This is a genomic window from Streptomyces sp. NPDC002309 (assembly GCF_053593375.1).
Map to the genome: position 1 here is coordinate 109,219 of NZ_JBSFCI010000010.1, position 12,656 is coordinate 121,874.

Sequence of the window (12,656 nt, forward strand, 5' to 3'; positions counted from 1 at the left end):
TCTTCGAGAACGTTCCAGGTCCTCGGCCACTGAGGTCGCCCGCCGAAGTCGGCCACCGAGAACGGCCGTCGAGGTCGACCGCCGCAAGCGCCCACCCGGAGCGGAGCGGTCCCCCACACCCCCTGTCATGCACGTCCGACGCGCCCCCACCGCGCGCCAGGAGGAATCACCACGTCATGCAGCCCCTCATCGACAACGCCCGCACACACGGACAGCGCCCCGAGGAATTCGCCCAGCTGGCTCAGGGACAGTCCCCGGACGTCCTGTTCATCACCTGCTCCGACTCCAGGGTCGTTCCCGCCCTGATCACCGGCGCCCGCCCCGGACAGCTGTTCGAGCTGCGCACCGCGGGCAACATCGTTCCCCCGTACACCTCCGACCGCCCCACCGGTGAGGCGGCCACCATCGAGTACGCGGTGGAGGTGCTCGGCGTCCGGGACGTCGTGGTCTGCGGCCACTCGCACTGCGGAGCCGTCGGCGCGCTGGTGCGCGGCGACGACCTCGACGCCGTGCCGGCCGTGCGGGACTGGCTCGCGCACGCAGCCGACCGGCCCGAGGCCGCCGATCCGGCGGACCCGGCGGTCGCCGAGGCGGTGCGGGGCCACGTCCTCGCCCAGCTCTCCCGGCTGCGCTCGTACCCGTGCGTCGAACAGCGGCTGGCGGACGGCCGGCTGCGGCTGCGCGGCTGGTACTACGAGGTGCACACCGGCGTCGTGCGTGAACACCGCGTCGGATCCGGGACGTTCGAGTCGTTGTGAGTCCCGCCATGGCCAGGTACCCGTACCTCAGGCAGGACTTCGCGGCCTCCGTCGTCGTCTTCCTCGTCGCCGTGCCGCTGTGCGTCGGCGTGGCCGTCGCCTCCGGCGCCCCGGCCGAACTCGGCCTGGTCACCGGGATCGTCGGCGGCATCGTCACCGGTCTGCTGCCCGGCAGCAGCCTCCAGGTGTCCGGCCCGGCGGCGGGCATGACCGTGCTGGTCCACGAGGCGGTCGTCGAGTTCGGGCTGCCCGTGCTCGGGGTGCTCGTCCTCGCGGCCGGTCTGCTCCAGCTCGCGATGGGCGCCCTGCGGCTGGGGCGCTGGTTCCGGGCGATCTCGGTCTCGGTCGTCGAGGGCATGCTGGCCGGCATCGGTCTCGTGATCATCGCGGGACAGTTGTACGCGGCGGGCGGCACGAGGGCCCCCACGTCCGGCATCGACAAGATCGTCGGGCTGCCGGAGGCGGTCGTCGCGGCCGTCGGCAGCACCACGGCGCTGGCCTCCGTGGCGATGGGAGCGGCGACCATCGCCGTCATCGTGGTGTGGCGGCGGATGCCGGAGAAGCTGCGCGCGGTGCCCGGCGCCCTCGCGGCGGTGGCCCTGGCCACGCTGGCCACCGCCGCCTTCGGCCTCCCGGTCGACACCGTCGAGGTGAACGGCCTGATCGACTCGATCCATCCGCCCGGGGCTGGCGCCTTCGCCGAGCTGGCGAGCCCTGCGGTCATCGGCACCGTCCTGGCCTTCACACTGATCGCCTCCGCGGAGAGCCTGTTCAGCGCGGCGGCCGTGGACCGGCTGCACGACGGTCCGCGCACCCGCTACGACAAGGAACTGATGGCCCAGGGCGCCGGCAACACGGTCTGCGGCGTGCTCGGCGCCCTGCCGATGACCGCGGTCATCGTGCGCAGCTCCGCCAATGTCCAGGCGGGCGCGCGGACCAAGGCGTCGCGGGTGCTGCACGGCGTCTGGCTGCTGCTGTTCGCCACCCTGCTGCCCTCGGTGCTGGCACTGATCCCGCTGCCCGCGCTGGCGGGCATCCTGGTCCACGCGGGCTGGAAGCTGATCCCGTTCCGGCAGCTCGTGACGCTGTGGCGCGACCATCGGGGCGAGGCGCTGATCCTCGTCGCCACCGCGATCGCCATCGTCGGCGTGAACATGTTCGAGGGCGTCCTGATCGGTCTCGCCCTGTCGGTCGTCAAGACCGCCTGGGAGGCCTCGCACGTGAAGCTGGAGGTCATGGACAAGGGTGCCGGGCCGGTCCAGGCGCACCTGTCGGGCAACGCGACCTTCCTGCGGCTGCCCAAGATCCTCGACAGCCTGGAGTCCCTCCCCCAGGACCGTCCCGTCGAGCTGGACCTGTCCGGACTCCACCACCTCGACCACGCCTGCCGTACGGCGCTGGAGAGCTGGGCCGAACGGCACAGCGCATCGGGCACGGACCCGGTGAAGGTGACCATACCCTGACCGGCTCGGCGACCCCGGTGTCCGGTCCGGAGCCCCCGTGGCCCCGGACCGGACACCGGGCATATCGTTACAGAAAGGGACGGAAGGGCCTCGGGCGAGGAGGTCGTCGATGCTCGAAGAAGTCCTGGTGGCCGCCGCGGCGGTCGGTTCCGCGGGGGCGGTGTACCTCGGGGCGGCGGCGCGGGTCGTCAAGCAGTACGAGCGCGGGGTGGTGCTGCGGCTGGGCCGCCTCAGGGGCCAGGTGCGGGCGCCCGGATTCACGCTGATCATCCCGTTCGTGGACCGGCTGCACAAGGTCAATATGCAGATCGTCACGATGCCCGTGCCGGCCCAGGAGGGCATCACCAGGGACAACGTGACCGTGCGCGTCGACGCCGTCGTGTACTTCAGGGTGGTCGATGCCGCGAGCGCGCTGATCAAGGTCGAGGACTACAAGTTCGCTGTCTCGCAGATGGCCCAGACCTCGCTGCGCTCGATCATCGGCAAGAGCGAGCTGGACGATCTGCTGTCCGACCGCGAGAAGCTCAACCAGGGGCTGGAGCTGATGATCGACAGTCCTGCCGTCGGCTGGGGCGTGCAGGTCGACCGGGTCGAGATCAAGGACGTGTCCCTGCCGGAGACGATGAAGCGCTCCATGGCCCGCCAGGCCGAGGCCGACCGCGAGCGCCGGGCCCGCGTCATCAACGCCGACGCCGAGTTCCAGGCGTCGAAGAAGCTAGCCGAGGCGGCCCAGCAGATGGAGGACACCCCGACGGCTCTCCAGTTGCGGCTGCTCCAGACGATCGTGGCGGTCGCCGCCGAGAAGAACTCGACGCTGGTGCTGCCCTTCCCGGTGGAGCTCCTCCGCTTCCTGGAGAGGCCGCCCCAGGCGACGGCCCACCCGCAGGAGCCCGCGCGGTCCGCCGGCGGACCGAACCTCCCGCAGCCCGACGAGACGGCACCCTTCACGCAGCCGCCCCACAACCCCGGCCGCACCCAGCCGCCCGCCGAGCACACGACCGTGCCCCTGCCGCCCGCCGAGCACACCACGCTGCCGCTGCCGCCCGACGGGACCGCTCCCCTCGCCGGACAGCCCGAGCCGCCGGGCGGGTGACGCGTCGGCCGCGTCGTGACCGAGGCCGAGATAAGGGTCATATTTTCATACGGTGATCACTTATGCGCGAAGAGTCATCACCGTCTGCGCCCTGGGCGCCGCCCTGGCCGCCTGCGGCACCGCCCCGGCGCCCCGGAGCGGCCCGCCGGCGGCTCCCTCGGCGCCCGCCTCCCCCGCGAGACCGCCCACCCTCGCCCCCGGCCCCACGGGCCTCACACCGGTGTTCACCAGCGGCCCGCGGACCGGCGCCAAGACCGTCGCGCTGACCTTCGACGCCGACATGACCGCCGACCAGGGGCCGCGCGCCGCCGACGGTGAGCACTTCGACAACCCCGAGCTCATCGCGACGCTGCGGGAGCTGAAGGTGCCGGCGACCGTGTTCATGACGGGCCGCTGGGCGGAGCAGTACCCGATCCAGGCGCGCGGCATCGGCAGCGACCCCCTGTTCGAGGTCGCCAACCACTCCTACAGCCACTACGCCTTCACGACCGACTGCTACGGCCTGCCGACCGTCGACGCGGCGCGGATGCGCTCGGAGGTGGAGCGGGCGTACGCGGCCTTCCGCCGAGCGGGGGTGCCGGACGCGAAGCCGTACTTCCGGTTCCCCGGGGGCTGCTACGACCAGCGGGCCCTGCGGGCACTGAGCGCCACCGGTGTGACGGCGGTGCAGTGGGACGTGGTGGGCGGCGACGCCTTCGCGACGGACGCGGACGCGGTGGCACGGCAGGTCCTGGAGGGGGTGCGGCCCGGGTCGGTCGTCGTGCTGCACTGCACGCGCAGCGCCGCCCCGGCGACCGAGCGGGCGGTCCGCACGATCGTCCCTGAGCTGCGCGGACAGGGATACCGGTTCGTGAGGGTGTCCGAGCTGATCGGGGCAGCGGCCGCTCAGGGACGTACGTGACCCCGCCCCGCCGGACCTGAGACCCGGTCTAGCCCGAGCAGGCCGTCCGCTGCGCCTCCAGCCACTCGCACTCGGGGCACATCGTGATCCCCTTGTAGGAGTCGGGATACTCGGTCGGCTTGCGGCACAGCACGCACTCCGCGTACGGCGGCCCCTCCGCCTTGGGCGGCCTGGTCGCGTCGATCAGGCAGTAGTCGTCGCTGTCACTCATACCTCCAGCGTATGCCCGCGGCGCCCGTCTCCCGGTGCCCGTCTCCCGGCCCCGGTCCCGGCCCCCGGCCCCCGTCTCCCAGTCCTGGCCCGCGGCTCCCGGCTCCGACCGGTTGTGCACACTGGACCGTGTGACTACGGAACCCACCACCAGCCCCTTCCGCTCCGATCCCGGCCCCCGCGACGCCGCGCCCCAGTTCGTGCTGCCGCTGGTCGCGCGCCTGGAGCGGGACGCCCCGCCCGCCCGGACCGACGCCCTGGAGACCGCCGCCCGCGCGGTGCTCGTCATGCTGAGCGACCCGCGGTCGCTGGGGGACGGCGAGTGGGCCGAGGCCGTACGGGACTGGCAGGACGCGCGGATCCGGAAGGTGGTACGGCGGGCCCGGGGCGCCGAGTGGCGCCGGGCCGAGGCGCTGCCCGGGATCACGGTGACCGGGAAGGCGGCCGAGGTGCGGGTGTTCCCGCCGGTCCCGCTGGACGCCTGGCCGAAGGACCTGGCGCGGCTCCAGGTCTCCGGGACGGACCTCGACGACCCGGAGTCGCCGGCCGCGACGGACGCGGGGGCGCCGGTGCTGTGGATGAACCCGGAGATCGACATGTCCGCGGGCAAGGCGATGGCCCAGGCCGGGCACGGCGCCCAACTCGCCTGGTGGGACCTGTCCGAGACCGAGCGCGCGGCCTGGCGGGACGCCGGGTTCCCGCTCGCCGTGCGGACCGCCCCGCGAGACCGCTGGCCCCATCTCGTCTCGTCCGGGCTGCCGTTGGTGCGGGACGCCGGGTTCACCGAGATCCCGGCGGGCAGCTGCACCGTCGTCGCCGACCACCCCGCACTACGCTGAACCGACCTTCGGCCACGGTTTCACGGATTCCTTGAACATCCGCGGCCCGTCCCGCGTATCTCCTGGCGCTGGCCCAGCGACTCGTGCACCAACGACCAGTTGGCGTTCTCCCAGGAGGCACCCCTTGCGGCGCATCAACAGTACGGCCCTCATCATGGCGGCGCTCGCCGCCACCGTCGGCGCGCTCGCCTTCCCGGTGTGGTCGTACGCCGACCGCTCCGGCACCGGCCAGGCGAACGTGGCCGCGGACACCGTCAACACCCAGTGGGGTCCGCTGACCGCGCTGGACCGCGAACTCATCGTGAAGGTGCGGCTCGCCGGTCTGTGGGAGCTGCCCGCGGGCCAGCAGGCGATGGAGCGCCCCGCCAGCGCGGCCGTCAAGGAGGCCGCCGACCACCTGATCGTCGGCCACACCGACCTCGACAAGCGGGTCCGGATCGTCGCCGCCCAGCTCGGCGTCGAACTGCCCAACCAGCCCACGGAGGAGCAGCAGGGCTGGCTCAACGAGATGACCGCGGCGAGCGGCGTGGAGTACGAGTACAAGTTCGCCAACCTGCTGCGCGCCGCGCACGGCAAGATCTTCCCGGTGATCGGCACGGTCCGGAACAGCACCCGCAACACGCTGGTCCGGCAGCTCGCGTCGGACGCCAACCAGACCGTCCTCGACCACATCACCGTGCTGGAGAAGACGGGCCGGGTCGACTTCGACGCCATCGCCGACGCGGCGGCGACCGGGGCGACCGCCCGCCCGAGCGGCCCGCCCGCCCCGGTCCCCGGCCAGATCGTGCCGTCGGCGCCGGCGGCCGAGGCGACCGGCGACGTCCAGACCACGTCCCAGCCGTCGCCGGGTGCACCGGGCACGGTCAACACCAAGCGGCCTGACCCGCAGGACACGGCGGGCGTCCTGCGGTGAGCCACGGGCAACCTCAAATGTTGCTCTGAAGGAGCGCACGGCAGGGTTCGGGCCCCGGGAGCGGGGCCATACCCCCTTCACGCCGGAGAACAGCGGTCCGTCGAAGGAGACGACACACGCATCCAGGTGCACGCGGACGGACGTGAAGGAGGGGGCCATGCAGCGACTGGGTACCGGAATCGGGTGGCGGCCGGAGATCGCGGACGCCGTGGAGCGCATGCCGGGCGTCGAATGGGTCGAGGCCGTCGCCGAGAACGTCTGCCCGGGTCACCTTCCGGACTCGCTCCTGCGGCTGCGCGAGCGGGGCGTGACCGTCGTCCCGCACGGTGTGTCCCTGGGCCTCGGCGACGCCGAACGGCCGGACCCCGGACGTCTCGCGGCGCTCGCCGAGCGGGCGGAGGTGCTCGGCTCGCCGCTGGTCACCGAGCACATCGCGTTCGTGCGGGCGGGCGGCCCGCTCACCGCGTCCCCGCGGCTGGAGGCCGGGCACCTGCTGCCCGTACCGCGCACCCGGGACGCCCTCGACGTGCTCTGCGCGAACATCCGTATCGCGCAGGAAGAGCTGCCGGTGCCGCTCGCCGTGGAGAACATCGCCGCGCTCGTCTCGTGGCCGGACGAGGAGTTGACGGAGGGGCAGTTCCTGTACGAGCTGGCCGATCGCACCGGTGTACGGCTCCTGATCGACGTGGCGAACCTGCACACCAACCACGTCAACCGGGGCGAGGACCCCGCGAAGGCACTGTCCGAACTCCCGCTGGAGGCCCTGGCCTATGTCCATGTCGCCGGCGGCTTCGCGCGCGACGGCGTCTGGCACGACAGTCACGCCCACCCGGTCCCCCGGCCGGTCCTCGACATCCTCACCGATCTCGCGTCCCGGGTCACCCCGCCCGGTGTCCTGCTGGAACGCGACGAGAACTTCCCGGCACCCGCCGAGCTGGAGGGGGAACTGACGGCGATACGAGGAGCGTTGGAGGAGGGGGCGCGCGCGAGGACGAAGACGCCATCGGCCACCGCCGGGAGTTCAGCGGCCCCCGAGCCGGCCGGCTCCACCGCCCCCGAACCCGGCGCCGACGCCGACCCCCACCACGCCCCCGAGCCCGACGCCGACCGGCAGCGGCTCGCCCTCGCGCAGACCGCGCTGCTCTCCGCCCTCGTCGCCGGTACGCCGGTCCCCGAGGGATTCGACCGGGCGCGGGTCGGCGTGCAGGCGCGGGCGCTGGCCGGGAAGCGGGCGGACGTGGTGGCCAAGGTGGCACCGGAGCTTTTGGAGATCCTCGGGGCCGACTACCGCCCCTCCTTCCTCGCCTACGCCCATCGGCATCCGATGACCGCGGGATACCGGCGTGACGCCCTGGACTTCGCCGAGCGGCTGCTGCTCGCGGGCCGGCCCCAGGAGGCGCGCTCGCGAAGGCGGTTGCGGGAGTGGTGGCTGGAGCGTTCCGGCCCGGCACCCCGTCCGCGCTCGCGTCTCGCCCGTGCCCGCCGGGTGCTGCTGCGCCGTTGACCACCGGTCTCGCGGAACGTAACGGACAGACAACGCTCCGTCCCGCAATGTGAACAAGGCATGGAGTTTCCCAGTCGATTGGCATAGAAACACGGCATGTTCTGGGTCCTTCCCCTGTTGCTGGCATGGGCCGTGGCCGGCCTGGCGTGCATCCGGCTGTGCCTGGCCGCCGTACGCGCCGCGGACGCCGAGGCGGAGCCTCCCGCGCGGCACGATCTGACGCTGTACGAGGCCGCGTTCCTGTCCGGCGGACCGGCGCGGGTCGCCGATCTGACGCTGGTGTCGATGGCGCGCCAGCGGCGGCTGCTCCTCGCGCACACAGGCTGGGCGACCGTCGTGGACCCGCGCGGGCGTGACGACATCGAGCGGTCGGTCATAGGCGCCATCGGGCCGGAGGGCCAGTCCCCCATCGCCCCGGTACGGGCCGCCGCGGCCGCCGCGGACGCCGTGCACGGCCTCGCCGACCGCCTGGTCAGCGCCGGTCTCGCCGTGCCGACCGGGGCGGGGACCACCGTCGGGGCCGGGGTGCGCCGGGTGCGGATCGCCACGCCGGCCGTCCTCGCGCTCGGCGTGGCCGCGCTGCTGATGCCCGCTCAGGAAGGCGTGCCCCGGTATCTGGTCGCCCTCTGGTTCGCCCTGCCGCTGGTCCTCTGCCTCAGCTGTCTGGCCCTCGCCCGGATCGAGGCGCACCCCTACTCGCGCTGGGCCTCCCCGGCCGGACAGCGTCTGCTCGGCACGCTGGCCCGGCACCCGGGCGACGGCGAGGACGAGCGCGCCTATCTCACCTCGGTCGCCGTACGCGGCATCCGCGCGGTCGGCGAGCCGGACCTGCGCGCGGCCTTCGCGCATCGCGGGCCGCACCGGCACCTCTGACACGGGCTCAAGAGGGTTCGCGGGCTGAAAGCGTATGGGCGCATTGGGGCCGACACCAGCCACCTGCGCTTGCCTTTTCCCACCATCATACGAAACATCCCTTCTGTCGCTGCCGCGCTCCGAAGGGATACGCGATGAGAGCTGCCGCCCTCTACACGGCCGCCGGTTCCCTGCTCCTGACCAGCCTCGCCGCCGTCCCGGCCCGCAGCGCACCGGCCCGCCCGGACGTCACGGCCGAACTGCGCGGCACCGCCGTGGCTGCCGCCCGTGCCGCCGCCGTCGGTGTCGACTTCGGCGAGTGCGCCGCGGCCCGGGACGGAGCGCGGAACCCGGCGGGCATGGAGTGCGGCACGGTCACCGTCCCGCTCGACTACGCGCGGCCCGAGGGCAGGCAGATCAGGATCGCGGTCAGCCGGGTGCCGGCCACCCAGCGCGACCCGCTCAACAGCAAGCGCAAAGTGCCCCGTCAGGGTGCCCTGGTCCACAACCCTGGCGGTCCGGGCGCGTCCAGCCTGCAGTTCCCGATGGTCGGTCATCTGCCCGAGTGGCAGCGCCTTGCCGCCGCGTACGACCTGGTCGGCTACGCCCCGCGCGGCGTGGGCAGCTCCGCGCCGCTGTCCTGCGAGGACCCCGCGCGGCATTTCAAGGGGCCCTCGCAGGCACCCTCGCACCCGTCGGAGGCGTACAAGCGCGAGCGCCTCGTACGGGCGTCCGCCTACGCGCGCGGCTGCGCCGAACGGTCGGGAGAGGCGCTGCGGCACTACCACTCCCTGAACAACGCCCGCGATCTCGACGTGCTGCGCGCCGCGCTGGACGAGGAGAGACTGACCTTCCTGGGAGGCTCCTACGGCAGCTACTTGGGGGCGCTGTACGCGACGCTGTTCCCCTCACATGTACGGCGGATGGTGTTCGACGCGGCGGTGAACCCCGATCCGGCGCAGGTCTGGTACCGCAACAACCTCGCCCAGTCGGCGGCTTTCGAGGACCGCTGGGCGGACATGAGGGAGTGGATCGCCCGGCACCACCGCGTCTACGGCCTCGGCGCCACGCCGGAGGCGGTGCAGCGCGCCTATGACAGCGCGCGGGCACGGCTCGCCGGGGAACCGGCGGGCGGGAAGGTCGGGCCGGGGCAGTTGCAGGGCGCGTTCCTGGAGGCCGGCTACCGCGACGACCACTGGCCGTCGCGGGCCGAGGCGCTGGCGGACTACCTGAAGGGCGACGAGCGGCCGCTGGTCGAGCTGGCCGCGCCGCACGAGGGGTCGGCGGCGACGGCCGAGAACGCGCGTGCGGTCTACACGGCCGTCGAGTGCAACGACGCGCCCTGGCCGACGGAATGGAAGGTCTGGGACCGGGACAACACCCGGCTCGCCCGCGTGGCGCCCTTCGAGACGTGGAGCAACGCGTGGCTGAACCTGCCGTGCGCCTTCTGGCAGGTTCCACGCCAACGCCCGCTCGACGTGCGGACCGGGCCGGGTGAGCTGCCGCCGACGCTGATCCTGGCCGCCGAACGGGACGCGGCCGCTCCGTACGACGGCGCCCTCGAACTCCACCGCCGGCTGTCGGGCTCCGTCCTGGTCACCGAACGGGACTCCGGCACGCACGGCATCGCCGGCGGCCCCAACGCCTGTGTCAACGCCCACCTGGAGGCGTATCTGCTCGAGGGCCGGCTCCCGGCGCGCCGCGCCCACTGCGCGCCGCGCCCGGCGCCGGAGCCCACCGCCGTCGGGGAACCGGCCGACGTCGAGCGAGGCGCTCCCCGCCGCTAGCGACGCCGCGGCGGGCCCTGGCCGGTCAGGCGAGGCCCGCGACCAGCTCCGCGATCTCCTTGCGGCGGCCCGTGAAGAACGGCACCTCCTCGCGGACGTGCATCCGGGCCTCGGAGGCACGCAGGTGACGCATGAGGTCGACGATGCGGTACAGCTCGTCGGCCTCGAAGGCGAGGACCCACTCGTAGTCGCCGAGGGAGAAGGAGGCGACCGTGTTGGCGCGCACGTCCGGGTAACCACGGGCCATCTTGCCGTGGTCGGCGAGCATCCGCCGGCGGTCCTCGTCCGGCAGCAGGTACCAGTCGTAGGAGCGCACGAAGGGGTAGACGCTGACGTAGGCGCGGGGCGTCTCGTCGGCGAGGAACGCCGGGATGTGGCTGCGGTTGAACTCGGCGGGGCGGTGCAGCGCCATGTTCGACCACACCGGCTCCAGGGCACGGCCGAACCGGGTGCGGCGGAACAGGTTGTACGCCTCCTGCAGCTCGTCGCTGGTCTCGGCGTGCCACCAGATCATCAGGTCCGCGTCGGCCCGCAGCCCGGAGACGTCGTAGGTGCCGCGGACGGTGACGTCCTTGGCGGCGAGCTGGTCGAAGAGCTCCTGGACCTCTTCGGCGTAGCCCGCGCGGTCCTCGGGCAGCACGTCCTTCAGCTTGAACACGGACCACAGGGTGTAGCGGATGACCTCGTTGAGGTTTTTGGCCAGCTTGCCCTTGTTCGGGATCCGGTCGGGGGCGGGGGTGGAGGCGTCGTCGCTCATGTCCCCTATTCTCCCGCTCCGCCGTGCAGGCTCTCCACCGGGTGGGCGGTGAGCTCCCGCACCGCCGTCAGATCGCCGTGGATCTGGTCGACGGCCGCGTGGGCACTGGCGACGCACGCCGGGATGCCCACCCCGTGGTAGGCCGCGCCGCACACGGCGAGGCCCGGGAGCCTGCCGACGTGCTCGCGGACGCGGGCCACGCGCGCGTGGTGCCCGACGGGGTACTGCGGCAGACCGCCGTCCCAGCGGGTGACGCGGGTCTCGACGGGCGTCGCGTCCAGGCCGGTGGCCGCCGCGAGGTCGCGCCGGGACACGTCCACCAGGCCGGCGTCGTCACGGCCGAGGATCTCGGTCTCGCCGTAGCGCCCGACGGAGGTGCGCAGCACGACCAGGTCCGGGTCCTCGCGGGCGATCCAGCCCCACTTGTGGGAGGCGAACGTGGACGCCTTGATCGTCCGTCCGTCGACGGGCGGCACCAGGAAGCCGCTGCCCTCGGGAAGGCGCGCCTCGGACCTGCGGTAGGCGAGGGTGACCAGCGCCATCGAGGCGTACTCCACGGCGGCCAGGTCGGCCGCGGCCGCCGGGGCCTCGGCGCGCAGCAGAGCGGCGGCGGCCGGCGCGGGCACGGCGACGATCACCGCGTCGGCGTGCAGGACCCGCTCCCCGGCCACCACCCGCCAGCCCGTGGGGCCCTCGCGGCGCAGCTCCGTCACCCGGGCGCCGGTGACGATCTCGCCGCCGCGGGCGCGCACCGCCTCGGCCACGGCGAGGGGCAGGCCGCCCACGCCGCCCTCGATGCCCATGAACACCGGCCCGGTCCGCGCGGCTTCCGCCGCCCTGGTCTGGATCTCCCGGACCGCCTCGGTCAGCGAGTCGTGCCTCTGGGCGGCCTGGAAGAGCTGGGGGACGGCCGAGCGCATCGAGATGCGGTACGCGTCGCCCGCGTAGACGCCGCCCAGCAGCGGCTCCACCAGCCGGTCGACGACCTCGCGGCCGAGCCGCGCCGCCACGAACCCGCCGACCTCGACGTCGTCGCCGAACTCCGTGCGGGGCAGCTCGGCGTCGCGCTCGATGCGCGCGAGCCCTTCCTCGGAGAGCACGCCCGCGAGCGCGGAGGCGCTGCCGGGCACGCCCATGACGTGGCCCTTGGGCATCGGGCGCAGCGCGCCGCGGGTCCACAGGGAGGCGCTCGCCGTGGCCGGCGGCTGGAGCAGGTCCGCGAGACCCACCTCGCGGGCGAGGGCGACCGCCTCGGGCCGGCGGGCCAGCATCGACTCGGCGCCCAGGTCCACGCGGACGCCCGCGATCTCGCCGGGCAGCAGCTTGCCGCCGACCCGGCCGGACGCCTCCAGCACGGTCACCCGCGCACCCCGGTCCAGCAGCCGGTGCGCCGCTGCCAGCCCGGCGATACCGGCTCCGATGACGACGGCCTGCCCGGCGTCGGTGCGTGCTGCGTTCATGGCCCCACCTTCTCAGACGCCACGGACGGTCACCCCGAGGGCCTGCCGGTGACGGGGCCGGGTCCCGTGGCCCCGCCGAGTCCCGACCGTGACCGCATCGGGACCGGCGGGATCCAACG

At 73.6% G+C, this 12,656-nt stretch carries 12 protein-coding genes; 9 read left to right on the plus strand and 3 right to left on the minus strand.

From position 1 onward, the window contains the following. Positions 1-176 precede the first annotated feature (176 nt). The 4 genes from ACWCPM_RS11460 to ACWCPM_RS11475 all read left to right on the plus strand — a co-directional run bounded on the left by ACWCPM_RS11460 (position 177) and on the right by ACWCPM_RS11475 (position 4,215). Entirely contained in the window at positions 177-758 is a 582-nt protein-coding gene (locus ACWCPM_RS11460; protein ID WP_450975918.1) for a carbonic anhydrase, read from the plus strand. Positions 759-766: 8 nt separating this feature from the next. After that, the gene (locus ACWCPM_RS11465; RefSeq protein ID WP_450975919.1) at positions 767-2,221 is read left to right on the plus strand and encodes a SulP family inorganic anion transporter; all 1,455 of its coding nucleotides are present in this window, start codon (positions 767-769) and stop codon (positions 2,219-2,221) included. A 109-nt stretch (positions 2,222-2,330) separates the two neighbouring features. Further along, entirely contained in the window at positions 2,331-3,314 is a 984-nt protein-coding gene (locus tag ACWCPM_RS11470; RefSeq protein ID WP_450975920.1) for an SPFH domain-containing protein, read from the plus strand. A gap of 52 nt (positions 3,315-3,366) precedes the next feature. Then, entirely contained in the window at positions 3,367-4,215 is an 849-nt protein-coding gene (locus ACWCPM_RS11475; RefSeq protein ID WP_450975921.1) for a polysaccharide deacetylase family protein, read from the plus strand. A gap of 28 nt (positions 4,216-4,243) precedes the next feature. On the opposite strand, the gene ACWCPM_RS11480 is transcribed toward ACWCPM_RS11475, so the two are convergent. Continuing rightward, positions 4,244-4,426: a hypothetical protein gene (locus ACWCPM_RS11480; protein ID WP_450975922.1), complete on the minus strand. Its 183-nt coding sequence runs from the start codon at positions 4,424-4,426 to the stop codon at positions 4,244-4,246. Between the two features lie 130 nt (positions 4,427-4,556). Here ACWCPM_RS11480 and ACWCPM_RS11485 point away from each other — a divergent pair, with 130 nt between their 5' ends. From ACWCPM_RS11485 to ACWCPM_RS11505, 5 genes are all read left to right on the plus strand, one after another. After that, positions 4,557-5,264 (plus strand): peptidyl-tRNA hydrolase, encoded by a 708-nt coding sequence (locus ACWCPM_RS11485; RefSeq protein ID WP_450975923.1) that lies wholly within the window; start codon positions 4,557-4,559, stop codon positions 5,262-5,264. A 124-nt stretch (positions 5,265-5,388) separates the two neighbouring features. Further along, positions 5,389-6,177: a DUF4142 domain-containing protein gene (locus ACWCPM_RS11490; protein ID WP_450975924.1), complete on the plus strand. Its 789-nt coding sequence runs from the start codon at positions 5,389-5,391 to the stop codon at positions 6,175-6,177. A gap of 157 nt (positions 6,178-6,334) precedes the next feature. Continuing rightward, entirely contained in the window at positions 6,335-7,681 is a 1,347-nt protein-coding gene (locus ACWCPM_RS11495) for a DUF692 domain-containing protein (RefSeq protein WP_450975925.1), read from the plus strand. Between the two features lie 96 nt (positions 7,682-7,777). Then, complete coding sequence (locus ACWCPM_RS11500) at positions 7,778-8,554, plus strand: TIGR04222 domain-containing membrane protein (protein WP_450975926.1); 777 nt, start codon at positions 7,778-7,780, stop codon at positions 8,552-8,554. 134 nt (positions 8,555-8,688) lie between these two features. Further along, positions 8,689-10,320, plus strand: a complete 1,632-nt coding sequence (locus ACWCPM_RS11505) for an alpha/beta hydrolase (protein ID WP_450975927.1) — start codon at positions 8,689-8,691, stop codon at positions 10,318-10,320. Positions 10,321-10,345: 25 nt separating this feature from the next. On the opposite strand, the gene hemQ is transcribed toward ACWCPM_RS11505, so the two are convergent. Together hemQ and hemG are read right to left on the minus strand one after the other, a co-directional pair. Beyond that, positions 10,346-11,077: a hydrogen peroxide-dependent heme synthase gene (hemQ, locus tag ACWCPM_RS11510; protein WP_450975928.1), complete on the minus strand. Its 732-nt coding sequence runs from the start codon at positions 11,075-11,077 to the stop codon at positions 10,346-10,348. A 5-nt stretch (positions 11,078-11,082) separates the two neighbouring features. Continuing rightward, the gene (gene hemG, locus ACWCPM_RS11515; RefSeq protein WP_450975929.1) at positions 11,083-12,537 is read right to left on the minus strand and encodes a protoporphyrinogen oxidase; all 1,455 of its coding nucleotides are present in this window, start codon (positions 12,535-12,537) and stop codon (positions 11,083-11,085) included. Between the last annotated feature and the right edge of the window lie 119 nt (positions 12,538-12,656).